Genomic DNA, 26,212 nt, shown 5'->3' with positions numbered 1-26,212 from the left:
TTATCCCTCTTTTTCTATTTCGTTTGTAAAGTTAGCTTTCTGCATTTCCTTCAAAAAGTCAGAATGAATGGTTACTGTCTCATTATTATAAAGCGTAGCTGTCAGACTGTAACCCGTTGAATAAGCTGCTGTTATCGCCAAGCCTGTCACCTCGAATTTTTGCCAATTTCGCTGTGTATCTCTACGATAATAAACCAAATCTTTCGTAATTGGTAAGCTCAATTTTCGGCGAACTTCTTCCGTGATTGTCGTATCTACCTCACCAAACAAATCCATTTGTAAACTTTCGTTTGATACTAGTTGCGGTTTGGGTGGACGTGACAAGTCTTGTAAGTACTGATAGAGACGGGCGGTGATAAGGCAATCATTGAGTGCATCGTGGCTGCGCAAATCAATACCTAAAACATCCTTGAAGGTTTCCAACTTATAGTTGGGCATCTGCACTAATTTTTTTGCTTCAGAAAGTGTATCGTAGACTTGAAAATGAGGTGCATCACCAATCTCACAATCTACTATCGCCTGATAAAGAAAGCTGACATCAAAAGGCGCATTATGAGCCACCATCAAGCTATCCCTTGAAAAGGCTATAAAATCAGGTAAAACTTCAGCTAGAACTGGTTGCCCCAGTAAGGAAGCCGGCCAAATTCCAGTCAGTTCTGAAATTTTAGTTGGAAGATAAGAACGCGTGGGTTTGATCAACTGATTAAAGCGCGCAATTTCTTGGTGCGATTGGTCATATTTGACAGCACCAATTTGAATAATTTCATTTTTTTGAGGACTAAATCCTGTTGTCTCAAAGTCAAATACTACGTAATGCTCCACCTTATCACATTCCTTTCTCATTTTTCCTAAAAATATGCAATTACTTAAAAGACTGTGTTTTCTTCCAATGTAAACTTCACATTGTTTTCAATCCATTTACGACGAGGCTCCACCTTGTCTCCCATCAAAACTGAAACCCGTTTTTCAGCTTGCGCTGCATCATCAATAGTTACTTGAATCAATGTACGAGTTTCAGGATTCATAGTTGTCTCCCACAGCTGGTCAGCATTCATTTCTCCTAGACCTTTATAACGCTGAAGCGTTGCTCCCTTGCCAAAAGTTTGACGAAGTTCTTCAAGTTCAGCATCTGTCCAAGCATAAGCAACTTTTTCTTTTTTGCCTTTACCTTGACTCATCTTATAGAGCGGTGGCAAGGCAATATAAACGTGCCCATTTTCGAGAAGAGGCTTCATGTAGCGATAGAAAAAGGTAAGAAGTAGGGTTTGGATATGTGCACCATCTGTATCCGCATCGGTCATAATAATTACTTTATCATAGTTCCGATCCGCGAGGGTAAAATCTGCTCCAACACCCGCACCAATAGTGTAAATCATTGTGTTGATTTCTTCGTTTTTAAGGATATCCTGCATTTTGGCTTTTTCAGTATTGATTACCTTACCACGCAAAGGTAAAATCGCTTGGAATTTACGGTCGCGTCCTTGTTTTGCTGAACCCCCGGCAGAATCTCCTTCGACAAGGTAGAGTTCATTTTTATTAGGATTTTTAGTTTGTGCTGGTGTTAATTTCCCTGAAAGAAGTCCTTTGTCTTTCTTATTCTTTTTACCTGTTCGAGATTCTTCACGTGCTTTGCGTGCTGCTTCACGTGCTTCACGCGCTTTAATCGCCTTACGAATTAAATTTTGTGCCAGTTCACCATTCTCCAAAAGATAGAAAGTCAATTTTTCAGAGACCAGAGCATCAACTGCTGGACGTGCTAAGGGTGACCCAAGTTTATCTTTCGTTTGCCCTTCAAACTGCAAGTATTCTTCTGGTACAAGAATAGAGAGAACAGCTGTCAGCCCTTCACGATAGTCTGAGCCTTCGAGATTTTTATCCTTGTCTTTGAGTAAACCTGTTTTTCTGGCATAATCATTCATAGATTTGGTCAAGGCTGTTTTAAGCCCAGCTTCATGTGTTCCGCCATCCTTTGTCCGGACATTGTTAACAAAAGAAAGGATATTTTCCGAATAACCGTCATTATATTGTAAAGCTACTTCTACTTGGAAAGAATCTTGTTCCCCTGCAAAATATAAAACGGGTGTGAGCGTATCCTTATCCTCATTGAGGTAGTCTACAAAATCTTGTACGCCATTTTCATAATGGAATTCTTCCTTAACTTCCTCTTCTCCACGCTGATCTGTAAGCGAGAGAGTGACGTCTTTCAAAAGAAAGGCAGATTCGTTTAACCTTTCCGAGATTGTTTGGTATTTAAATTCAATCGTCGAAAAAATCGTCGCATCTGGCATAAAGGTAACTTTTGTCCCTGTTTTAGATTTTGGTGCCTTACCTATTTTTTCTAATGTTGTTACAGGATGTCCACCGTTCTCAAAACGTTGACGATAAACATTACCATCACGTGTAATCTCTACTTCAAGCCAGCTTGACAAGGCATTCACGACGGAAGAACCTACACCATGTAAGCCTCCGGATGTTTTGTAGCCACCTTGGCCAAACTTACCACCCGCATGAAGGACAGTAAAGATAACTTCAACAGTCGGTTTGCCTGTAGCGTGCATTCCGACAGGCATTCCACGCCCTTCATCTTCCACAGTAACAGAGCCATCTTTATTTAATATTACCGAAATCTTTGTTCCAAAGCCTGACAAGGCTTCATCGACAGCATTATCTACAATTTCCCAAATCAAGTGATGCAAGCCTGTTGAATCCGTTGAACCAATATACATCCCTGGGCGCTTTCTTACGGCATCAAGCCCTTCCAGGACCTGAATCGCGCTGTCGTCGTAATTATTTATATCTACCATTCATTATTCTCCATTTAAGCTAGCTCTAAACCAGCAGAAATATTCATCTTTCCTATTCTACATTCTTCAAGAGCCTTTGTCAAAAGTCTTTATAAAACAAACTGAGCTTTTTTATCCCTATTACCTAAAAAAATTAAATTTGAAAAGATTTTCTTTCAAAGAATCGCTAAAAATCGTCAACTTTTATGTTATAATTATAGAGCTATTACAAACGTAAAAGAAAGATGATATGACTATAATAATTTTATGCATCGCTGCCTACCTTATTGGAGCGATTCCTGCAGGACTTTGGATTGGAAAGATTTTCTTTAAAAAAGATCTGCACGCGTATGGTTCTGGAAATACTGGTACAACGAATACTTTCCGTATTCTTGGAAAAAAAGCTGGCATCATTGTTTTCATCTTTGACCTTCTCAAAGGTACATTGGCCACACTTCTGCCTCTCATTTTCCATGTTCATGGTGTTTCGCCACTTATTTTTGGATTGTTAGCGGTCGTTGGTCACACCATTTCCGTCTTTGACAAATTTAAAGGTGGAAAGGCTGTTGCGACTTCAGCTGGTGTTGTTCTTGGATTTAACCCCGTTTTCCTCCTTTATCTGGCCGTAGTTTTCTTCCTCGTGCTTTACCTTTTCAGCATGATTAGCCTGTCTTCTATTTTAGGAGCCATTGCTGCACTGATTGGCGTTCTTGTTTTTCCTTATTTCCACTTTATTTTACCCGATTACGATCCCTTGTTTTCGGTAATAATTTTAGCCTTGGCTTCTATTATCATCGTTCGACACAAGAGTAACATTAAGAGAATAAAAAATAAAGAAGAATCTTTGGTACCATTCGGCTTAAACCTCAGCAAACAACACAATATATAGTATTTTACATAATTATAGACCACAATATCTAGTATCGATAACTTGACTAGGTATTTTTTTTATACTAAAATAAAAGAATAAAATTAAAGAAAAAATTGGAGAATAATTATGGTCACTGTATACTCAAAAAACAACTGCATGCAATGTAAAATGGTAAAAAAATGGCTCACAGAACACACTGTGGACTTTGAAGAAATTAACATTGACGAAAAACCAGAATTTGTACAAACAGTGCTTGATATGGGATATCGTGCTGCACCTGTCGTTGTCAAAGACGACGTTTCATTCTCTGGTTTTAACCCAAGCGAATTGGCAAAATTGGCATGAAATTAATCTATTTCAGTATAACTGGCCAAACACGTCGTTTTGTCAATAAAACCAATTTAGAGCATGAAGAAATTCTGCCTAACGATCCCGAATTTGAAGCAAATGAAGATTTCCTGATTATCGTCCCAAGTTATGCGGATGAAACTCCTGGAGCTGAAAAAAGCATGGACATTATGGACCCAGTCTTTGAGTTTATGTCCTATGCCAATAACGCGCAATACTGTAAAGGCATTGTCGGTACAGGAAATCGAAATTTTGCTTCTTTATATATATTTACCGCAAAAGAATTATCCGCTCAGTTCCAAATTCCTATTGTTTACGATTTCGAATTTAATGGTACACCGAGCGATGTAGCTGCTGTCGAAGACATTGCAGCTCGATTAGAGTCTGGAGCAAACATCAGTCTCAAATCATAAATTTCACTAAAAATAAAAAATTAGCATGCGGGCGCAAAGCCCCGGAGAAATATATGTCACTTAAAAATCTTGAAGATGTTACGTACTTTACACTTAACAATCAAATCAATATCCCCGTTAACGGCTCTATTCCTTTAGCAAAAGACAAAGAAGCGATCACTGCCTTCTTCAAGGAAAATGTTGAGCCTAACACTTTCACTAAAGATACTTATGCCGAAAAAATTGAAGCCCTTCTAGAAGGTGATTACCTAGAAGAAGACTTCATCCGTAAGTATGAAATGAGTTTCATTGAACAACTTCATCAAGAATTGTTGGACTTTGGCTTTAAGTTTGATAGCTTTATGGCTGCTTACAAGTTCTACAATCAATACGCCATGAAAAACAACGAAGGTACACTCTACCTTGAAAACTTTGAAGATCGCGTCTTGATGAACGCGCTCTACATGGCTGATGGTGATACAAAACTTGCACGTAATTTAGCCTTTGCTATGGTTAATCGCCGTTACCAACCTGCAACTCCAACTTTCCTCAATGCTGGACGTAAACGCCGCGGCGAATTTGTCAGCTGTTTCCTTTTACAGTTGACAGACGATATGAATTCGATTGGTCGTACCATTAACTCTGCCCTCCAACTTTCAAAAAATGGAGGCGGTGTTGGTCTTAACTTGACCAATTTACGTGGTGCTGGTGCACCAATCAAAGGTTACGATGGCGTTGCAGCGGGCGTTGTTCCCGTGATGAAACTTTTCGAAGATAGCTTTTCTTATGCCAACCAACTTGGACAACGTCAAGGGGCTGGTGTGGTTTATCTTTCCATTTTCCACCCTGATATTATGGAATTCCTCTCAACAAAAAAAGAAAATGCTGATGAGAAAATCCGTGTGAAAACTTTGTCACTCGGTGTAACTGTTCCTGATAAATTCTACGAACTTGCAGCTAAGGGCGAAGATATGTACCTCTTTGAGCCTTACTTTGTTGAAAAAGAATATGGTATGCCTTTTGCCCATGTTGATATTACAGCAGAATACGACAATATGCTCGCAAACGATAATATCCGTAAAATCAAAATCAGCGCGCGTGAGTTGGAACAAGAACTTTCTAAACTCCAACAAGAATCTGGCTATCCTTACATCGTGAACATCGATACAGTAAACAAAGCTAACCCTGTCGATGGTGTTATCTCTATGAGTAATCTTTGTTCTGAAATCCTTCAAGTTCAAACACCTTCTGTACTTAATGATGATCAAACATATTCAACATTAGGAACTGACGTTGCATGTAACTTGGGTTCAACAAATGTCATGAACATGATGACTTCAGGCGCAGACTTTGGAAGCTCAATTGAATCAATGGTTCGTGCCTTGACTTTCATCTCTGAAACTTCAAATCTTGACTCTGTACCAACTGTACGTAAAGGAAATAACGAAATGCGTGCCATTGGACTTGGTGCTATGGGGCTTCATTCTTTCCTCGCTAAAAACCATATCCATTACGACAGCAAAGCCGCTGTTGACTTTACAAGTGTTTACTTTATGCTCTTGAACTACTATACTTTAGTTGCATCAAATACACTTGCAGTTGAACGCCAAGCAACCTTCAAAGACTTTGATAAATCTGCTTATGCTGATGGCTCTTACTTCGACAAATACCTTAACCATGACTATTTCGCTGCTGTTCCAAACGAAATCCAAGAACTTTTCGCTGGTATTGCTGTACCTGGTCCAGCTGAATGGGCTGCCTTAAAAGAAAAAGTTATGCAAGGTGGACTTTATAACTCTTACCGTATGGCCGTTGCACCTAATGGATCAATTTCTTATATCAACGACTGTTCTTCTTCGATTCACCCGATCGTTAACCGTATCGAAGAACGCCAAGAAAAGAAAGTCGGTAAGATTTACTATCCTGCCGCTGGTCTTTCAACAGATACCATTCCTTATTACAAATCTGCTTACGATACAGACATGCGTGCTGTCATTGACGTATACGCTGCTGCAACAGAACATGTCGATCAAGGTTTGTCTATGACCCTCTTCATGCGTTCAACCCTACCTGAAGGCCTTTATGAGTGGAAAATTGCAAATAATAAAATGACAACACGTGATTTGAGTATCCTACGTAACTATGCTTACAATAAAGGTATCAAAACTATCTATTACGTCCGTACCTTTACTGACGATGAAGAGGAAGTTGGCTCAAACCAATGTGAAAGCTGTGTTGTTTAAAAAAAGGAAATACTATGTCTGAACAAAATAACCAAAAAGTCCCTACTTACTATGCAGCCATTAACTGGAATGCAATTGAAGATTCTATTGATAAATATACTTGGGAAAAACTGACCAGCCAGTTTTGGTTGGACACACGTGTCCCTGTTTCAAATGACCTTGACGATTGGCGCAAATTGCCCCAAGTTGAACGTGATACTTTCGCGAAAGCTTTTGCTGGTTTGACTCTCTTGGATACTTTGCAATCTGTAGACGGTGCAGAGGTGCTCAAACATGATGCACGTACTCCTCAAGAAATCGCATGCTTCAACAATATCCAGTTTATGGAGTCGGTCCACGCCAAATCTTACTCTACAATCTTTAGTACCTTAAATACAAAATCAGAGATTGAAGAGCTCTTTGATTGGGTCGATACAAATGTTTACATGCAAAAGAAGGCAGAAATCATCAACGATATCTATCAAAATGGTACAGCCCTTCAGAAGAAAATCGCAAGTGTCTTCCTTGAAACTTGCCTCTTCTACTCTGGTTTCTTCACACCACTCTGGTATCTCGGCAACAACAAAATGATCAACTCTGCTGAAATCATCAAACTTATTATTCGTGATGAAAGTGTCCACGGCACTTATATCGGTTACAAGTTCCAACTTGGTTTCAACGAATTATCTGAAGAAGAACAAAGTGAACTCCGTGATTGGATGTACAACTTGCTCTACGAACTTTATGAGAACGAAGAAGCTTATACACACTTACTTTACGATGAAATCGGCTGGACAGATGAAGTCTTGAAATTCCTTCGTTACAACGCCAACAAGGCACTCATGAACTTAGGTCAAGATCCCCTCTTCCCCGATACAGCAGCGGATGTCAACTCTGTTGTAATGAACGGTATCTCTACTTCTTCATCAAACCATGACTTCTTTAGTCAAGTTGGTAACTCTTATCTGCTCGGTGAAGTTGAAGCTATGTCAGATGACGACTATATGATTGGTATGAAATAAAATAAAAAAGATTAGGAATTGTTTCCTAGTCTTTTTTATTACTGATAGCTTACCCACACTGCAAAAAAATGCATACCATTTGGTACGCATTTTTCATTTTTAAACTTTCAAGAAACGACGCATTGAAGTTACTGCTCCGAGTGAACCGATCAAGATACCAATAAGGAAGAGTAAACCCACCATCATTGGCACAAAGGTGTCTGCGGGAAGCAGATATAGACTTTGCGGTTTCAAGCTTGGTGTGAAGCTTGTGAAAGCAAGGTTATAAAGCCAAGCTATCAATACACTTGGGACAATAGCTCCCAAGAGTCCAACCCAAGCACCTTCCAAGAAGAATGGCCAACGAATATAACCATTACGTGCTCCCACCAATCGCATAATCTGAATCTCACGTTGACGTGACATGATCGTGATACGGATTGTGTTTGAGATGAGGAAGACGGCAACTAAGATAAGCAGAGCTGCTGCTGCACCACCCCAGATCTTCACGTTATTCCCTAAAGCAAGGATACGTTCTGTATTGGCACCACCATAGTTTGCAGATTGGATACCATTAATCTTCTTAATAGCACTGGCAACTTTTTCGACATCTTGTGGATTATCTGCTTCAACGATATAAGCATCGTAGAGCGGGTTAGCATCACCTTGGAAAAGAGCCCAAGTGCTGCCCAATGTCTCTGTCAATTGCTTAAGTTGTTCATCTTTACTTGAGAACTTGATTGAAGCAACATCAGGGATTTTTTCAATTTCTGAATAAATTTTACGATAGTTTGGATTGTTGATTTCTTTCTTAGGATTTTTTGGATCTTCAATTTTCTTATCCATATCATGAATATTCAAATCCATATAAGCAACAATACGTACATTTTTTTCGATATCACTGGACAATTTCGCCGTATTTAAAATAACTGAGAGAAAAAGACCGACTAAAGTCAAAGTAATCATTACAGAGGAAACTGCTGCTACAGTCATCCATCCGTTACGACGGAGATTTTTCAGTGATTCCAATAAATGTTTAAATAAATTTCTAATCATCGTAACCGTAATCTCCTTCCGCCTGGTCTCGAACGATACGTCCATTTTCAATAGCAACAACGCGGTGACGTAATGTGTTTACGATTTGGCTATTGTGAGTTGCCATGAGAACAGTTGTTCCTTGCAAGTTAATTTTTTCGAGCAAATTCATAATTTCCCATGAATTTTCTGGGTCCAAGTTTCCTGTAGGTTCGTCAGCAATCAAGAGTTTAGGCGCATTAGCGATTGAACGTGCAATTGCTACACGTTGTTGTTCACCACCTGAAAGTTCATCAGGGAAAGAACGCAATTTATGTTTTAGGCCTACAAGATCCAAAACTTCATTGACACGTTTTTTGATTTCGCGTGGACGTTTTCCGACAACTTCCATTGCATAAGCGATATTCTCATATACAGTCTTCTTCGGCAAGAGTTTGTAGTCTTGGAAGACAACCCCTACAGAACGACGTAACAAAGGCACATCACGACGTTTAAGTTTCATCAAGTCAAACTTTGCAACGACGCCTGTCCCCTTGTCAATTTTTAGTTCATGGTAGAGCAACTTAATAAAGGTCGACTTACCAGCTCCAGACGGTCCAACAATATAAACAAATTCTCCTGCCTCGATGTCAAGAGAGATGTTACGTAAGGCTGTTGTACCGTTAGAGTATTTTTTTGATACATTATTTAATTTAATAATACTCATTATCCCTAGTCTCCATTGAATTGTTTTGCAACTTTTTTCTTCCCCTTTCCTCTCTATAAAGAGGGAAGGGAGTTCCTTTTTTGAAACTATTTTTTCTGCTCCAAAAAAACAAAGTTCTTCTCATTATACCAGATAAAAAGATTTTTAGGTATAAATTATTTTACAGTTTTTCTTTAAAGTTACAAATGAATTTCGCTTGAATTACTAACTTACATTTTCCAACGTAGGTAAGCATGGATAAAGCCATCAAGATCTCCGTCCATTACTTTATCAATTTGCCCTGTCTCATACTCTGTTCTTGTGTCTTTGACCAACTGATAAGGCATAAAGACATAAGAACGAATTTGGCTTCCCCAAGAGATGTCTGACTGATCACCACGAAGTTCATCGACTTCGGCTTGTTTTTTATCCATCTCTAATTGATAAAGTTTTGATTTCAGCATGGCCATTGCCTTGTCTCGGTTACCGTATTGTGTACGGTCCATTGTAGAAGCCACTACAATTCCAGTAGGAACGTGTGTCAAACGTACACCTGTTGAGACTTTATTGACATTTTGTCCACCTGCACCACCTGAGCGGAAAGTATCCATCTTAATATCTGCATCGCGAACATCAACTTCAACTGTATCATCAAGTTCTGGCATGACATCTACCGAAGTAAATGAAGTATGACGACGGTTTTGTGAGTCAAAAGGCGAGATACGCACCAATCGGTGTACTCCCTTTTCGCCGCGTAAGAAGCCATAGGCATTTCGGCCCTCAAATTTTAATGTCGCTGATTTTAGACCTGCAACATCTCCGTCTTGATAATCCAAAACTTCTACCTTGAAGCCGTGTGCAGCGCCCCAGCGTTCATACATACGCATGAGCATGCTGCCCCAGTCTTGTGACTCGGTTCCCCCAGATCCTGGGTGAATTTCCAAGATGGCATTCATGTGGTCATAAGGTTGGTTGAGCATGATTTCCAACTCGTAAGTTTCAATCTTTTTACCTAACTTCTCAACGTTCTCTTCAAGCTCGACTTGCATATCTTCATCGTCTTCTTCCTGCAGCATCTCTAACAAGACTTCGCTGTCCTCATGAAGTGTTGCAATTGACATGAAGTTTTCATACTTTGCCTTAAGCGCATTTGATTCATCAATGACTTTTTGCGCAGCTTCATTATCATTCCAAAAATCAGGCTCAGCCATATCATTATCAAGCAAAGCGATTTCTTCTTCTAAGCGATCTAAGTCAAGTGAGCCACGAAAATCTTCGACTTTCTGACCATATGTCTCTAGTTTATTTCTAATTTCAGATAGTTCCATAGGCTCTATTTTAGCATATTTGTCCAAAAAAAGACAGCAGCGCTAAGGCTCCTATCTTTTTCGTGGTCGCATACGATGCTTGTTTTCGAGTTTTTCAATCGCCCATTCGGCAGCATCTACCATATAATCCCTAACATCATTTTCCGCAATCTCATGCAATTTGGGTAGAGCTGTCCGATCATTTGCATTTCCTAAGGCATAGATCGCATTGCGTTGGATAGGATTCTTCCCTCGCCAGCTGCCTGCCATATTGCCAAATTTATTCGCAAACTCTTTATTAGATAAATCCAAAAGTGGGAGCAGCTCTGGGTTTGTCAAGTCTGGATCGGGCTCCATTTCCGGGTGGAAATGACTGTTTATTCCCTTATTATAGGGACAAACCACTTGGCAAATATCACAACCATAAATTACCGTTTTAATTTTTTCACGGTATTCTTCTGGCATCGGCCCCCGTGTTTGTGTTTGATAAGATAAGCAACGCTGCGCATTTAAGCGTCCATCTCCTAAAAGTGCCTTCGTCGGACAGAAATCGACACAGCGTGTACAAGAGCCACAGCCATAATCGACAGGCTGATCTTCCTCAATCTCTAAATTGGTTACCAGTTCGCCCAAAAACATCCAAGAACCGTACTCCTTGCTGACGAGTAAACCGTTTTTCCCCACAAATCCCAAGCCTGCCCGCGCAGCTACAGCGACATCCACAAGTGCCCCTGTATCCACCATGGCTGTATAGTTAAAGCTTCCCGCTATTTTTTCTATTCCTTCCGCAAGTTCTTTTAACTTTCGTCGAAGCACGTGGTGATAATCTTCGCCCCAACTTCCCCGGGAGAAGGAACCTCGGCGGAATTCTGTTTTTTCGGGCTTTTCTTCTGCCTTATTAGGATAGGCTATACCGATGGATATGATTGTTTTTGCATCTTCGAGAGACAACTTTGGTTGTAAACGCTCATCGAGATTTTTATGTTCAAAACCAGACGTGTGTCCCGCTTCTTTCTGTTCAATCAAAGAGGCACGAAGGTATTCAAAATCATCTGCTTTTGTAAATCCAATTTTTTGAATATTGAGGTCTGCCGCAAGCTTTTGGATCTCTTCTTTTAAACTTTTCATCTGTTAAACCTTTCTTTATAGACATCTTAACATAATTTTTACCAACAGCCTTCATAATTATGTTAAAATAAGCATTAGATTATTAAGAAACACGGGGTAAAACATGGCTTTCGACGGTATTTTTTTACATCATATGACAGCTGAAATTTCTGAAATCCTTAAAGGAGGACGAATTCAAAAAATCAATCAGCCTTTTGAACAAGAACTTCTTTTAACGGTTCGTTCAGGAAGAACATCACATAAATTATTATTATCTGCTCATCCAACTTTCGGCAGAATCCAAATCACTAAGACAGACTTCCAAAATCCTCAAAATCCTAATAATTTTGTCATGATTTTACGCAAGTACCTGTCTGGCGCTTTTATTGAAGATATTGAGCAAGTAGGCAATGACCGCCAATTGATTTTCCATATCTCAACCAAAGATGAAATTGGTGATGCTATGAAGATTGCACTGGTTGCTGAAATCATGGGGAAACATAGCAATATTATCCTTATGGATAAAAGCAGCAATAAAATTATTGAAACCATTAAACATGTCGGATTTTCGCAAAATCAATATCGGACACTTCTTCCCGGTTCGACTTATATTGCCCCACCAGCAAGCGATAAGGTCGATCCTTTTACAGCTTCTGACGAAAAGATTTTTGAGGCACTGCAGACACATACATTACAGTCAACCTTTCAAGGTATCGGGCGTGATAGCCTCCAAGCTTTAGAGAACTTGACACTTCCGGAATTCAAGGAAAGACTGCACAAAGTTCTTCCTTCTATCTATCCTAACGATAAATTTTCTGCTCTTCAACTCGGGGAAGACTATCAAGAATTTCCCAGCTTATCTGAAATGTTAGATGTTTATTATGCAGACAAAGCCGAACGTGATCGTGTAAAGCAGGTTGCTAGTGAAGTGATCAAAAAAGTTCAAAATGAGCTTAAGAAAAATCGTGACAAGATCAAAAAACAGGAAGCGGAGTTACGTGCTACAGAGAATGCTGAGATTTTCCGCCAAAAAGGAGAGCTGCTTACAACCTTCCTTCATCAAGTTCCAAACGATAAGCCTGAAGTGACCTTAGATAATTATTATACCAATGAGCCAATCACGATTAGCCTAAATCTTGCACTTAGTCCTTCACAGAACGCCCAACGCTACTTCCACCGCTACCAAAAATTAAAACAGGCTGTGAAGTTTCTTGGCGATCAAATCGCAAACACTAAACAGACAATTTCTTACTTGGAATCTGTTGAAGCTAATCTTACGCATGCTGACGTCGTTGAAATTGCCGATATCCGTGAAGAACTCATCCAAACAGGATTTGTTAAGGCAAAATATCGGAATAATAAAAAACAAAAAATGCTGCCTCCAGAAAAGTATCAAGCTGAAGATGGAACGATTATTCTTGTCGGTAAAAATAACCTTCAAAATGAGCAAGTCAGTTTTAAACTCAGTCGTAAAGGTGACCTCTGGTTCCATGTGAAGGATATTCCTGGTTCCCATGTCTTAATTACTGGGAATGCAAATCCTTCAGATGAAACGATAACTTTCGCCGGAGAACTCGCAGCTTATTTTTCTAAGGCCCGTTATTCTAACTTAGTACAGGTTGATATGATTGATGTGAAGAAACTTCATAAGCCAACAGGAACTCCTCCAGGATTTGTGACTTATACTGGTCAAAAAACTATTCGTGTTACGCCTGATGAGACCATCATCAAAAATGCAAAAATAAAATAAAAAAAAGTTCACATATAATTTTTGTGAACTTTTTAGTTTATCAAAGTCCCGTTAAATTTTCTATGTAAAAATTGTCAAAAACCCTTTAAAACACTGAAAACTTTAACAATCTGTGAAAACGCTTCATTTTTAGGTATAGAAAGTTCTTTATAAAAGCCCCGATATTTGTTATAATAAAATGTAATTATTTTGTCTAAAGTGTAGCTATATTAGGGCTTTCCAGTAAGTCTTTCTTTTTTAACTTTAGGCATTATGTCATAAATTTTTTTAGAAGGAGCCGCCATGGCCAACGAAAATGTTATCCAAATGATCAACGTTACCAAAAAGTTTGGTGACTTTGTCGCAAACGACAAGATCAACTTGGAGCTGAAAAAAGGTGAAATTCACGCCTTGCTCGGTGAAAATGGTGCCGGTAAATCAACTCTGATGAACATGCTCTCTGGTCTTCTGGAACCTACAGAAGGCGAGATTCATGTTAACGGCAAACTCGAGCAAATAGACTCTCCAACAAAAGCTTCTCAGCTTGGTATCGGTATGGTTCACCAGCATTTCATGCTGATTGATGCCTTTACTGTTACTGAAAATATCATGCTCGGAAGTGAAGTGACGAAAGGCTTAAGCCTTGACCTTAAAACAGCTCGAAATAAAATCGTGGAATTGTCAAAACGTTATGGACTTTCTGTCGAACCCGATGCACTTGTTCGCGATATCTCTGTTGGACAGCAGCAACGTGTCGAAATTTTGAAGACACTCTATCGTGGAGCAGATATCTTAATTTTTGACGAACCTACAGCTGTGCTGACTCCCTCTGAAATCACTGAGCTCATGGAAATCATGCGCAACTTGGTTAAAGAAGGCAAGTCCATCATTCTTATTACCCACAAGCTTGATGAAATCCGTGCGGTAGCTGATCGTATTACTGTTATTCGCCGCGGTGTTTCTATTGAAACAGTCGAACTGGGAGATAAATCAAATAAAGAACTCGCTGAAATGATGGTGGGGCGTTCTGTATCTTTCAAAACGGAAAAAGAAGCTGCTCAACCGCAGGACGTTGTTCTCTGTATTGATAATATTTCTGTTAAAGAAAAACGTGGTTCCTTCGCTGTAAAAGGACTTTCTTTAGATGTCCGTGCTGGTGAGATTGTCGGTCTTGCTGGTATTGATGGCAATGGTCAAACAGAATTGATTAAAGCCATTACTGGTTTGATGAAGATTGATTCTGGTTCTGTTAAACTCAAAGGTAAAGACATCACCACTCACAAACCTCGTAAAATCATTGAAGATTCTGTAGGTCATGTCCCAGAAGACCGTCACCGTGATGGTGCAGTACTCGAGATGACTGTTGCTGAAAATATTGCGCTTCAAACTTATTACAAAGCACCATTAAGTAAGTACGGTTTCTTGGATTACAATAAAATCAATGCTAAAGCCCGCGAACTTATGGAAGAGTTCGACGTCCGCGGTGCTGGTGAACAAATTCCTTTCAAATCACTTTCAGGCGGGAACCAACAAAAAGCTGTTATTGCGCGTGAGGTCGATCGTAATCCTGACTTGCTTATTGTTGCTCAACCAACACGTGGGCTTGATGTCGGTGCCATTGAATATATCCACAAGCGTTTGATTCAAGCACGTGATGAAGGAAAAGCTGTGCTCGTTGTATCTTTTGAATTAGATGAAATTCTGAATGTTTCGGACCGTATTGCTGTTATTCACGATGGACAAATTCAAGGAATTGTCAGTCCTGAAACGACAAGCAAACAAGAACTTGGAATTCTCATGGTCGGAGGTAATATCAATGAACAGCAAAACTAAAAAAATCCTTGTACCTATTATCGCCGTACTTTCTGGTTTCTTAATTGGTGCAATCATTATGCTCATCTTCGGTTTTAATCCTATATATGGTTACGAAGATTTAATTATCGGTGCCTTTGGTACACCACGTGCCATTGGTGAGACACTTCAAACTATGGGACCTTTGATTCTTTGTGCCTTAGGTTTCTCTGTTGGTATGAAGGCCGGTCTCTTTAATATCGGTATGTCAGGTCAGGCTCTTGCAGGTTGGATTATGTCAATGTGGTTTGCCCTCAGTTTCCCTGACATCCCTAAACCAATTATGATTCCATTAGTAATCATTATCGGTATGCTCTTTGGAGCTCTTATGGGTGCAATTCCTGGTATCTTACGTGCTTTCTTAGGTACTTCGGAAGTCATCACTACCATCATGCTTAACTATGTCATCCTCTTTATGTCAACCTTCTTGATTCATGATGTCTTTAGTTCAAAAATAATGATGCCTAACTCAACTGACCAAACAAAATTGATTAGTGCAAATGCTTCCTTCCGTACAGGTTGGTTGTCAGATTTGACAAATAATTCAACCTTGAATATTGGCCTTTTTATTGCTTTAATCGTTCTTGTCATTATGGCTATTGTCCTTTCTAAGACTACACTTGGTTTTGAAATTAAGTCTGTCGGTTTAAATCCAGATGCTTCTGAGTATGCAGGGATTTCAGCCAAACGTACAATCATCATGTCAATGCTAGTTGCCGGAGCTCTCTCAGGTCTTGGCGGTGTAGTTTACGGTTTTGGATACATGCAAAACTTCGTCACACAGTCCGCAACACTAGACATTGGTTTCAACGGTATGGCTGTTGCTCTCTTAGGTGAAACAAATCCTGTCGGTATCCTGTTTGCTGCCTTCTTGTTCTCAATGCTTCAAACAGGTTCAGGAAATATGAGTAATATCGATAATATTCCGCCGCAAATTGTACAGATTGTCACAGCTACAATCATCTTCTTTATTGCCGTAAAATATATTATCGAAAAAGTTCTCCCAAATATTAAGAAGAAAGGAGAAAAAGCATAATGAATATCGTAGATACATTGCAAATTATTGTTGCAAATATGCTTATTTACTCAACACCTCTAATTTTTACAAGTATCGGTGGAGTATTCTCTGAACGTGGTGGTATCGTCAACGTTGGTTTAGAAGGTATTATGACAATGGGGGCTTTCAGTTCTGTCGTCTTTAACCTTACTTTCACAGAAACATTTGGTGGAATGACACCTTGGCTCTCCATCCTCTTTGGAGCATTTATTGGTGGTATCTTCTCCCTGATTCATGCGGTAGCAACCATTAACTTCCGCGCTGACCATATCGTCTCAGGTACAGTTCTTAACTTAATGGCTCCTGCGCTTGGCGTATTCTTAATTCAAACGTTTTACAATGCTGGACAGGTAAATATTACTAACCAAATTGGTTACTGGAATTTCCCTGTTCTCTCAAAAATTCCTGTGATTGGACAAATCTTCTTCTCACAGACTTCACTACCAGGTTTTCTTGCGATTCTCGTTGCCTTCCTCTCTTGGTATCTTCTCTTTAAAACGAAATTCGGACTTCGTCTCCGCTCAGTAGGTGAAAACCCTCAAGCAGCAGATACTCTCGGTATCAATGTTTACCTTATGCGTTATGCTGGAGTTATCATCTCCGGTATCCTTGGTGGTATTGGTGGTGCAATTTATGCCCAATCTATCTCGGGTAACTTCTCTGTGGCTACAATCGCAGGGCAAGGTTTCATCTCATTGGCTGCTATGATCTTTGGTAAATGGAATCCTGTTGGAGCGATGCTTGCTTCCCTCCTCTTTGGACTTTCTACCTCACTGGCAGTCGTAGGCGGCCAAATTCCCGTTATCAAAGAAATTCCTTCTGCCTTCCTCCAAATGGCACCATACGTAGTAACAATCATCGTTCTTGCGGCCTTTCTTGGAAAAGCTGTTGCCCCTAAAGCTGACGGTGTTAACTATATCAAAACGAAATAAAATAAAAAAAGCATTTCAATTTGAGATGCTTTTTATATTTTAAGAGCATACGAAATCATTTATTACAATATGTTGATAATTACTTGTTTATTTTCATAATAAGCTTTTTAAGAAAATAAACAAGTACGATAATTAAAACTATGAGTGCTATTAAAACTATACTGACAAAAATCACTTCTTACATACCTCCATCCTATTAGAATTATACAGTCTACATCAAATACCTCTTGTCTAATCGACGACATTATACCTTGGAACATTAATCCAAAATATGCTACTCTTTCCACTATAATCAACTTTTACATTTTCGAGGAGGACACTCTTATTAATTTATCTTTGATAGTAAGTAACACTCAAGCTGTAGAAATTTCTGTAAATATAAGCACCTCATGTCTTTGATAAGATAACTTTAGTTAGATATGTCCCCCCTTATATAGCTTTCATAATTTTTATGATACCAGTTTTTCATTAGTCCATCATACATATAGGAAGCTTTACAAATAGACTTCATTGTTGTTTTGTACTGTCCTTTTCCAGTTTGTTTGTATTTAAATAAGCTTTCGACAAAAAGGTAAGCCATTTTTGCAAGATCATCTGTTTCTTGAACAAACTCTCTGGCAAATGCCAAGAAATATTCTGCTTCAAGAAGACTATTTTCCGTTAGTCTTAAGAGCGTTATTTCAAGACCCGCCAAGACTAAACGTCTAGGATAAGTATTTTTTTCCTTAAAAAGTGTTTTAGAATATAGCAAATTTTCGCAAACTAACTTTAAGTGATCTGAACTTAGAAACTTAGCACTGTATTGAAAAATAAAAAGTTCTCGAGTAGTCCAGTATTCTCTTGTAATAAAATATTTTTTAATTGCTATTCTCTCTTGGTCAGAAATGTTGTCCACCATTCCTTTGAGGCAAAGTGATAGAAAAAAGTGTTCATTACACTCAGCAAGGCCCTCATACAAACTTTTCAGTTTCGGCGTATCACCTCTGTAATAAGCAAGATCTACCTGCTTCCAAAAAAACTCTATAGGGCTTTCACTCCCTTTATCGAGGAGAGAACAATAATCTTCAAGGCTTATGTTCATCTCCATAAGTATGGCGTACAGTTTATCAAACTCAAACATAATTAGCCCCGATTCAAAAAGTTTCAGTTGTGCCGCAGAAATAGAAAGATGCGTAAAGTCTTCTCGTGAAAAGCCGTTTTGTTTTCTAATTTTTGTAAATATTTTTCCGTATCTGCCATATATCTTCTCTTTGTGGGCAATATGATAAAAATCAATAATATTTAAGTCAATACTTTCCAATAATGCCTGCAGTTTAACTATCGGGAACACAGTCTCCCCTCTTTCATAACGAGACAGACTCCTACGCGGAACGATCCCCTCGAAATCCTTCAGAGATAACTTTCTTCTCTTCCTTATCTTTTGAAAAACTTTGCCATAGTGTACTTTTTTAGCCATATCATATCTTTTTCCTCAACTTTTTTATTCTTATTATTTAGTACGAAAAAAAATTGAAAAAAGCTCAAAAAAAAAAATACCTAAATTTAGGTATTTTTTTATACTTAGTTTTTAGATGCTGAAGCAAACTCTTCTTTTGAGAAAGCTTCGTCAAGAATAGTTTTAAGTTGTTTAGCTGAAGCTTGCATTTTTTGCAATTCAGCATCGTTCAATGGAATGTTGACTGGACGAACGATACCTTTGTCACCAACGATAGCTGGTTGACCAATGTAAAGTCCTTCTACGCCTTCGTATTGACCTTCTTGGAAAGTTGAAAGTGGCAATACAGCATTTTCGTTGTCAAGGATAGCTTTTGTGATACGTGCAAGAGCTACAGCGATACCATAGAATGTCGCACCTTTTTTCTCAATGATAGAGTAAGCAGCGTCACGAACTGATTCGAAAAGTTCAACCAATTCTTCTTCTTTTACGCCACGGCTATCTTTGAGGAATTCCTCAAGGTTAACACCTGCAACGTTAGCGTGTGACCATACAGCAAACTCAGAGTCACCGTGTTCACCCATGATATAAGCGTGAACTGAACGCGCGTCAATATCAAGTTTTTCAGCCAATGCTTGACGGAAACGTGCTGAGTCAAGTGAAGTACCAGAACCGATAACACGTTCTTTAGGGAAACCAGAGAATTTCCAAGTTGCATATGTCAAAATATCAACAGGATTAGCAGCAACAAGGAAGATACCATCGAAACCTGATGCTACAATTTCAGTAACAACTTGTTTAGTGATACGCAAGTTTTTCTCAACAAGATCCAAACGAGTTTCACCTGGTTTTTGTGGCGCACCTGAAGTCAACACAACCAAATCAGCATCATGTGCATCAGAGTAGTCTGCTGAATAGATTTTCTTAGGAGATGTGAACGCAAGAGCGTGTGAAAGGTCTTCTGCATCACCTTGTGTTTTTTCTTTGAAAATATCTACGATACCCAATTCTTGGGCGATTCCTTGGTTTACAAGTGAGAAAGCATAGCTTGAACCTACGGCACCATCACCAACGAGGATAACTTTTTTATGTTGTTTAGTCATAATTGTTCATTCCTTTCCTGAATGCAATAATAATGTTTACTATATTATTATAGCATTTTTTCACATTCTTGTCACATTGGAAAGTGATTTATATCACATTATAACGCTTACATTTAAAGCGTGATACGTTTATATTTCGTGAGCTTTCCATAAAGAAAATCAATCAAAAAAAGCACCACATTGGATGCTTTTTTTTTGAGCAAAAACTGCTCTTGAAAAATTTTTATTATTTGATAGTACGGATACGCATTGTGTTTGTACGTCCTGAACCAACTGGAACACCAGCAACGATAACGATGTTATCACCTGATTCAACAAGACCTGAAGCCAAGGCTGCTTTTTCAGCTACTTCGAACATATCGTCTGTTGAAGCTGGTTTGTCCATAAGCATTGGGATAACACCCCAGTTGATCATCAATCCGCGTTCAACTTTTTCATCAAAAGTGATTGCCAAGATATCAGCTTCTGGACGGTATTTTGAAATCAAACGAGCAGTTGCTCCTGACTCAGTCAAAGCAACGATAAGTTTAACTTCCATTGATTCTGCAGCGTTTTTAACTGCTGATGCTACAACTTCTGTTACTGAATCTTTATCGAAGTTTTCTGGGTGAAGACGTCCGTATTCTTTCAACAATGTTTGAGCGTTTTTGTTAACTGTAGCCATTGTACGAACTGATTCACGTGGGTATTTACCGTTAGCTGACTCACCTGAAAGCATAGTTGCATCAGTACCATCGATAACAGCATTAAAGACGTCAGAGATTTCAGAACGTGTTGCACGTGGTTTTTCAGTCATAGACTCAAGCATGTTTGTTGCTGTAACAACGATTTTACCTGCTTGGTTAACTTTACGGATGATTTCTTTTTGGAAGACTGGAACCATTTCAAATGGTACTTCAATACCCATGTCACCACGAGCAATCATGATACCGTCAGCTGTATCGATGATTTCATCAAGGTTATCAATACCTTGTTGGTTTTCGATTTTAGCCAAAAGTTGAACGTGTGTGTTACCAGTTTCTTCAAGGATAGCACGAACTTCGTTAACGTCTTTCGCAGTACGTACGAATGAGATTGCGATGAAGTTCAAACCATTTGGTTGTGAAAGACCGAAACGGATATCGTCGTTATCACGTTCTGCAAGAGCTGGGAAAGGAATTGTAGTGTTAGGAATATTAACACCTTTTTGTTTACCAATAGCACCGTCATTTTGTGCTACAACATCGAATTCGCGTGCTTCAACGTCTTTAGCAGCTACTGTAAGACCCAATTTACCATCATCGATAAGGATAGTTTGACCAACTTCAACATCATCAAAGATGTCAAGACCACCAGCAACGTTCAAGGCAATGTTATCACGAGTCGATTTCAAACCTTGTTTTGTAGAAACGCGGAATTGGTCACCAGTAACATATTTGTATTCGTCTGCACCATCTTCGTACACTTCTGTACGCATTTCTGGACCTTTAGTGTCAAGCAAGAAACCAACTTTACGGCCAGCAATTTCTTCAGCACGAAGTACTGTTGCCATACGAGCAGCTTGTTCAGCGTGGTCACCGTGAGAGAAGTTAAAACGGAAAACGTCAGCACCTTCTTTGATCAAATCAGCAATGGTTTGTGCTGATGTTTCAACATCAAGCTCTTCTCCCCAGTATCCTTTTTCTCCGAATTTTTTACCACCACGAGTTTCTACTGCAGGGCCAAGTGTTGAGACGATTTTTACACGTTTGTTCATTTTGAGTAATTCTCCTATTTTTATAAATGTACTCATTATTTAGTCAATGTGAGCATTCAGTGTTTTAACTTCACTCTGACATCAACCAAATAAGATTACTAACAATAACTTAATTAAATTTGATGTCAAGGTTGTTTAAATCAGCGTTTAAACGATAGAGTTCCAATCCAGCTTTGTGTGGATTGTTGACAACGATTTTACCTTCATCTGTCAGACTGAAAAGGGCATTTTCTTCTGCAGTACCAAGGATTGGGCTTTCGACAAGTTGTTCGTTACGAACACCGACAGCTACACCGCCAATACCATCACGAAGCAATTCTACTGCACGAGCACCCATGCGTGATGCAAGAACGCGATCGCGCGCTGTAGGTGATCCACCACGTTGGATGTGACCGAGAACAGATACGCGAAGGTCAGAATCATCACCAGCAGCTTTCAGCTTCATAGCAAATTCTTCACCCGACATAACGCCTTCAGCAACTACGATGATGTGGTGGTTTTTACCTTTGGCATATCCTGATTTGATATTACGTACGATACTTTCAAATTTGAATTCTTTTTCAGGAATTGCAATATCATCAGCACCTGCAGCGATACCAGACCAAAGCGCGATATCTCCAGCATTACGTCCCATAACTTCTACAACGAAAGTACGGTGGTGAGATGATGATGTATCACGAATTTTATCAATGGCATCCACAACTGTGGATACAGCTGTATCAAAACCGATTGTAAAATCTGTACCAACGATGTCATTATCAATAGTACCTGGAAGTCCTACTGCTGGGAAACCATGTTCAGTCAAGCGCATTGCACCATGATAAGAACCATCACCACCAATAACAACAACACCTTCGATGCCATGTTTTTTAAGTTGCTCGATACCCGCAAGTTGCCCTTCAAGTTGAGCAAACTCTGGGAAACGTGCTGAATACAAGAATGTACCGCCACGTCCAACTTTATCACCAACACTTGCAGATGTTAGTGGGAAAATATCGCCCGCTACCATCCCTGCATATCCGTGGTTGATACCGTAAACTTCGATACCTTCAGAAATCGCTTTACGAACAACAGCACGAATAGCTGCGTTCATACCTGGTGCATCACCACCAGAAGTCAAAACTGCAATGCGTTTCATTAAAGTTTTTTCCTCCATCATATCTGATACTTATATTTGCAATTGCAAATTTAAAGTTCAATTTTTATTTCATTGTTTATTATATCACGATACGAAAAAAAAATCTCATAAAAACGCTATGACAGCGTTTTTATTTATAGTTTTTCAAATGTAATGGTTTTCAGATTACAAAAAGATTATTACTGTCTAAAACTCTTTTTGTATTTTAAAGTTATAAAAATAGTTCCTTTACGGAACTATTTTTTTAGGCTTGATAACGTTTTTCACCATCAAGATAAGTTGCAACAAGCTCAAGGTGTTCATCCAGAACGATAAAGTCTGCATCTAAGCCTTCTTTAATTTGGCCGCAAACATCATCAATCTTCGTAGATTTAGCAGCATTCAAAGAAGCCATTTTTACAGCTTCAGCTGGTGTTGCAATTTGCCAATCTACAACGTTTTTCACTGCATCTTTGAGCAAAAGAATTGACCCAGCAAGGTTGCCCCCTTCTTTCAAACGTGCGGCACCATCTTTAACAATTACTGGGAACTCGCCAAGGTAATACTCACCATCGCTTAATCCAGCAGCTCGCATTGAGTCTGTAATTAATACGACATGGTCTGTACCTTTTTCGCGCATCAAAATCTGACATGCTTCTGGACGTACGTGGAAGCCATCACAAATCAATTCTGCATAAGTGTTTGGTAAGTTGAAGACCGCTCCAACCATACCAGGCTCACGGTGATTAAGACCACGCATTCCATTAAAAGCATGTACCCACATTGTAGCTCCAGCTTGAACTGCTGCAACTGCATCTGCATAAGTTGCATTTGAGTGTCCAAGGGCGATTGTAAAGCCATGTTCTACCGCTTCTTTCACAAAAGCAGTTGAACCTTCACGTTCTGGTGCAATACCAATTTTGATAGGTAAACCTTTGGCTGCTTCACCATATTCAGCAAGTTCGCTATATGAAGGGTCGCGCATGTATTTAGGATTTTGAGCACCTTTAAATTCTTCCGTAAAGTAAGGACCTTCAAAGAAGAGACCACGGATTTTAGCACCAGCTGCTTTATCTACATTTGAACCAATTTCATCAGCGACTTCCAACAATTCTTCATGACTTGCAGTCACAGCTGTTGGGAAGAAACTTGTAACACCTGCTGCTAAAAGTCCTTCACTCATTGTTTGGACGATACCTTCGATTTTACGGTCATTAGTGTCTGCTCCACCAAAACCGTGAATGTGTGTGTCTACCAGACCAGGAGCAATGGATTGACCTGAATAATCTAGAATATCAGCTCCAGCTGGAGCATCTGCTGTCCACTTTCCAAATTTGCCGTCTGTGATTTGCAGGAAACCACCTGTTTTCACTTCATAAGGATAGAAAAATTTGTCTGCTTTAATATAGTAAGTCATAAAAGGGTTCCTCCGATACTTTGTATTCTCCAACATTTTAACACTCGGTACTAAAAAAGTCAAGAATTGGTATATATCAATACTTGACTTTTTGCTTATTTTTTATTAGAAAGTTCGAGCAATTTTTGCTTAATTTCATCTTCCATTTTGACCAATTCTTGCTCAGTTTGCTGACGTTTTTGACGTCCGTCAGATTGGATGCGCATAGTTTCTTGAATTGTATCGATAAGATTTTGTTGTGTAACTTTTAATGTTTCCACATCAATAAGTCCACGTTCATTTTCTTCAGCTGCTTCAATCGTTGAAGATTTAAGCATTTCAGAATTCTTACGTAGAAGATCATTGGTTGTTTCTGAAACAATACGTTGACTCGCTAGAGCATCTTTTTGCTTCAATAGAGTCAAGGCAATTGCGACTTGGTTTTTCCACAAAGGAATCGCTGTATTGATTGAGGTTTGAATTTTTTCTGCAAGCTCTTGGTTTGTATTTTGAATCAAACGGATCTGTGGAGCTTGCTGAATCGTTAATTGACGCGCCAAACGCAAGTCGTGCGCCCGTTTATCTAAACGATTTTTATAAGCTTCAAGATCGCTTACCTTTTGAACTGCTAAAGCCCCATCATCACCAGCACCTTGAGCTTCTTGACGTGCTGCTGGTAGGATTTCTTGTTCTAGCTCTTCAATCTTAAATTCTGCTCCTGCAATGTAAACATTAAGGGCTTTAAAATAGTTGAGATTTTCATCATAAAGCTTATCAAGCATCTCATTGTCTTGAAGAAGCCCTTGTTGCTCATTATTAAGTTTTGCCGAAATTTTATCAATTCCAGCACCAATTTTTTGGTACTTTTGAGTGACTTCAAAGATTGATTTTTTAACTTTTCCAAACATTTTTTGGAAAACACTTTTGTTTTCAGCAACAAGTTCATTAGGATTTGCTTGTTGGAGATTGTACATCAAATCAGTCAAAGAGCCGCCGACATCTCCTAAATCTTGCGCCTGTACTTTATCCAAAACACTTTGTGAAAAAGCTGAAATCTTATCTTGCGCATTTGCCCCATAAGCAATCACAGACTGTGAGCTATTCTCATCGAGTTGTTTAGCCAGTTCCTTCGCTTTTTCACGCTCTTCTGGACTTAGAGCATCTATCGCGCGTAAAGAAGCTCTTTGGTGCATATCAACAATTTCTGTCTTTTGGGTTTCAGACAGCGCTTCTGCTTCTTTCACGACTTTATCACCATTAATTAATTCATCTAAAATAGGGTTTTCCATTCTCACTCCTTAATCAAACTTTACTTCATGCTTAATAACATTGACATCATCCATCAAAACTTCATGATAATTTTTCGAGATATTTGTTGCCAGTGTCTTAATCAGAAGCAGTGTTTCATCCATATCACGACTAACTTCATCAGACTTAACAGATTGTTTTTGCATTTCCAGATATTTCTCTGTTAATTTTACCATATTGGGCAAATCTTTATAGAGAAAATCATTCTGTTTTGTCAATTGTGTTGGGTTTTGCACGATATGTTTGAAGAGGAGTTTACTTGCTTCAAGGCCACCTGTGACAGATTCCACAACTTGTAGCTCGTCATTTTTCTTCGTATTTACTTCCCATTTTTCAATGTTTTCTTTAGCATCTGCTAAAGTATCACGAAAAATTTCGATGTCACTCTCAGAAAGTCCTGCTTCTTGATAGCGTTGTATATTTTCTTTACGCGGTGGTTTTTTTGCTGTTTTATTCTTTTTATTCGATTTGTTTCTCATTAAGCTAATCAGCCAAAGTGCCACTAGTAGAATTAGAATTGTTCGTATGAATCCATGCATTCCACCCATCATCATTCCTGTCATATGCATTTTTAGCCTCCATTCTTGTTTTCCTGTTATAACAAGCTTTCTTTACTTATTTCATCAGCCAACTGGCTATACTTTAATTTTATCATATTCTGAAGGAAACTTTTCAGACTTTCGTATGATTTCTAATTTGAGATAAGAGTGCTTATCGTAAGATTATAAGCTCGATTTTTGAAGACTGCAGATATAATTTTTCGTAAGAAAAAAAAAGAGAAAAAAGTTTTTTCATTCC

The 26,212-nt window shown here is 38.9% G+C and carries 22 protein-coding genes; 9 read left to right on the top strand and 13 right to left on the bottom strand.

Annotated features, from left to right (window positions below; translation table 11 throughout):
- Together lgb_RS03390 and parE are read right to left on the bottom strand one after the other, a co-directional pair.
- Positions 1-843: a 3'-5' exonuclease gene (locus lgb_RS03390; protein WP_019292488.1), complete on the bottom strand. Its 843-nt coding sequence runs from the start codon at positions 841-843 to the stop codon at positions 1-3.
- A 23-nt stretch (positions 844-866) separates the two neighbouring features.
- The gene (gene parE / locus lgb_RS03385) at positions 867-2,804 is read right to left on the bottom strand and encodes a DNA topoisomerase IV subunit B (protein ID WP_019293701.1); all 1,938 of its coding nucleotides are present in this window, start codon (positions 2,802-2,804) and stop codon (positions 867-869) included.
- 229 nt (positions 2,805-3,033) lie between these two features.
- Here parE and plsY point away from each other — a divergent pair, with 229 nt between their 5' ends.
- The 5 genes from plsY (at position 3,034) to nrdF (ending at position 7,638) form a co-directional block, all read left to right on the top strand.
- Positions 3,034-3,672, top strand: coding sequence for a glycerol-3-phosphate 1-O-acyltransferase PlsY (gene plsY / locus lgb_RS03380; protein WP_019293702.1), 639 nt, complete (start codon positions 3,034-3,036; stop codon positions 3,670-3,672).
- Between the two features lie 108 nt (positions 3,673-3,780).
- Positions 3,781-3,999, top strand: coding sequence for a glutaredoxin-like protein NrdH (nrdH, locus tag lgb_RS03375; protein WP_019292485.1), 219 nt, complete (start codon positions 3,781-3,783; stop codon positions 3,997-3,999).
- The gene (gene nrdI / locus lgb_RS03370; protein ID WP_019292484.1) at positions 3,996-4,415 is read left to right on the top strand and encodes a class Ib ribonucleoside-diphosphate reductase assembly flavoprotein NrdI; all 420 of its coding nucleotides are present in this window, start codon (positions 3,996-3,998) and stop codon (positions 4,413-4,415) included. The genes nrdH and nrdI overlap by 4 nt, the downstream gene beginning before the upstream one ends.
- Positions 4,416-4,468: 53 nt before the next feature.
- On the top strand, positions 4,469-6,637 hold the full coding sequence (gene nrdE, locus lgb_RS03365; protein WP_019293703.1) for a class 1b ribonucleoside-diphosphate reductase subunit alpha: 2,169 nt from the start codon (positions 4,469-4,471) through the stop codon (positions 6,635-6,637).
- A 14-nt stretch (positions 6,638-6,651) separates the two neighbouring features.
- Complete coding sequence (gene nrdF, locus lgb_RS03360; RefSeq protein ID WP_017369812.1) at positions 6,652-7,638, top strand: class 1b ribonucleoside-diphosphate reductase subunit beta; 987 nt, start codon at positions 6,652-6,654, stop codon at positions 7,636-7,638.
- Between the two features lie 99 nt (positions 7,639-7,737).
- On the opposite strand, the gene ftsX is transcribed toward nrdF, so the two are convergent.
- The 4 genes from ftsX to queG form a co-directional block, all read right to left on the bottom strand.
- A complete protein-coding gene (gene ftsX / locus lgb_RS03355) occupies positions 7,738-8,673 on the bottom strand; it encodes a permease-like cell division protein FtsX (protein WP_019293704.1) in 936 nt (311 codons plus the stop codon).
- Positions 8,666-9,358: a cell division ATP-binding protein FtsE gene (gene ftsE / locus lgb_RS03350; RefSeq protein ID WP_017369093.1), complete on the bottom strand. Its 693-nt coding sequence runs from the start codon at positions 9,356-9,358 to the stop codon at positions 8,666-8,668. Before ftsE ends, ftsX begins: the two co-directional genes overlap by 8 nt.
- 209 nt (positions 9,359-9,567) lie before the next feature.
- Entirely contained in the window at positions 9,568-10,665 is a 1,098-nt protein-coding gene (prfB, locus tag lgb_RS03345; protein WP_029343296.1) for a peptide chain release factor 2, read from the bottom strand.
- A 51-nt stretch (positions 10,666-10,716) separates the two neighbouring features.
- The gene (gene queG, locus lgb_RS03340; RefSeq protein WP_019293705.1) at positions 10,717-11,772 is read right to left on the bottom strand and encodes a tRNA epoxyqueuosine(34) reductase QueG; all 1,056 of its coding nucleotides are present in this window, start codon (positions 11,770-11,772) and stop codon (positions 10,717-10,719) included.
- Positions 11,773-11,875: 103 nt separating this feature from the next.
- Here queG and lgb_RS03335 point away from each other — a divergent pair, with 103 nt between their 5' ends.
- The 4 genes from lgb_RS03335 (at position 11,876) to lgb_RS03320 (ending at position 17,320) form a co-directional block, all read left to right on the top strand.
- Complete coding sequence (locus lgb_RS03335) at positions 11,876-13,501, top strand: Rqc2 family fibronectin-binding protein (RefSeq protein WP_019293706.1); 1,626 nt, start codon at positions 11,876-11,878, stop codon at positions 13,499-13,501.
- 282 nt (positions 13,502-13,783) lie between these two features.
- A complete protein-coding gene (locus tag lgb_RS03330) occupies positions 13,784-15,313 on the top strand; it encodes an ABC transporter ATP-binding protein (RefSeq protein ID WP_004258328.1) in 1,530 nt (509 codons plus the stop codon).
- Positions 15,297-16,367 carry an ABC transporter permease gene (locus lgb_RS03325; protein WP_019292477.1) on the top strand — a complete coding sequence of 357 codons (1,071 nt, stop codon included), beginning with the start codon at positions 15,297-15,299 and terminating at the stop codon, positions 16,365-16,367. The genes lgb_RS03330 and lgb_RS03325 overlap by 17 nt, the downstream gene beginning before the upstream one ends.
- Positions 16,367-17,320 carry an ABC transporter permease gene (locus lgb_RS03320; RefSeq protein ID WP_019293707.1) on the top strand — a complete coding sequence of 318 codons (954 nt, stop codon included), beginning with the start codon at positions 16,367-16,369 and terminating at the stop codon, positions 17,318-17,320. Before lgb_RS03325 ends, lgb_RS03320 begins: the two co-directional genes overlap by 1 nt.
- Before the next feature lie 409 nt (positions 17,321-17,729).
- On the opposite strand, the gene lgb_RS03315 is transcribed toward lgb_RS03320, so the two are convergent.
- From lgb_RS03315 to lgb_RS03285, 7 genes are all read right to left on the bottom strand, one after another.
- Positions 17,730-18,776 (bottom strand): Rgg family transcriptional regulator, encoded by a 1,047-nt coding sequence (locus lgb_RS03315; RefSeq protein ID WP_019293708.1) that lies wholly within the window; start codon positions 18,774-18,776, stop codon positions 17,730-17,732.
- A 104-nt stretch (positions 18,777-18,880) separates the two neighbouring features.
- Complete coding sequence (locus lgb_RS03310) at positions 18,881-19,858, bottom strand: L-lactate dehydrogenase (protein ID WP_019293709.1); 978 nt, start codon at positions 19,856-19,858, stop codon at positions 18,881-18,883.
- Between the two features lie 226 nt (positions 19,859-20,084).
- Positions 20,085-21,593 carry a pyruvate kinase gene (gene pyk / locus lgb_RS03305; protein WP_014025066.1) on the bottom strand — a complete coding sequence of 503 codons (1,509 nt, stop codon included), beginning with the start codon at positions 21,591-21,593 and terminating at the stop codon, positions 20,085-20,087.
- Positions 21,594-21,702: 109 nt separating this feature from the next.
- Complete coding sequence (pfkA, locus tag lgb_RS03300) at positions 21,703-22,731, bottom strand: 6-phosphofructokinase (RefSeq protein WP_004258348.1); 1,029 nt, start codon at positions 22,729-22,731, stop codon at positions 21,703-21,705.
- A 244-nt stretch (positions 22,732-22,975) separates the two neighbouring features.
- Positions 22,976-24,127 (bottom strand): N-acetylglucosamine-6-phosphate deacetylase, encoded by a 1,152-nt coding sequence (gene nagA / locus lgb_RS03295; protein WP_019293710.1) that lies wholly within the window; start codon positions 24,125-24,127, stop codon positions 22,976-22,978.
- Positions 24,128-24,222: 95 nt separating this feature from the next.
- Positions 24,223-25,395 carry a toxic anion resistance protein gene (locus lgb_RS03290; RefSeq protein ID WP_019293711.1) on the bottom strand — a complete coding sequence of 391 codons (1,173 nt, stop codon included), beginning with the start codon at positions 25,393-25,395 and terminating at the stop codon, positions 24,223-24,225.
- A 9-nt stretch (positions 25,396-25,404) separates the two neighbouring features.
- Complete coding sequence (locus tag lgb_RS03285) at positions 25,405-25,983, bottom strand: 5-bromo-4-chloroindolyl phosphate hydrolysis family protein (RefSeq protein ID WP_019293712.1); 579 nt, start codon at positions 25,981-25,983, stop codon at positions 25,405-25,407.
- Positions 25,984-26,212: the final 229 nt, after the last annotated feature.

Origin of the sequence: Lactococcus petauri (assembly GCF_023499275.1) — a bacterium.
Lineage (GTDB): Bacteria > Bacillota > Bacilli > Lactobacillales > Streptococcaceae > Lactococcus > Lactococcus petauri.
The sequence above is the reverse complement of the archived record's forward strand: the minus strand, read 5'-3'. Positions and strand labels throughout refer to the sequence as shown.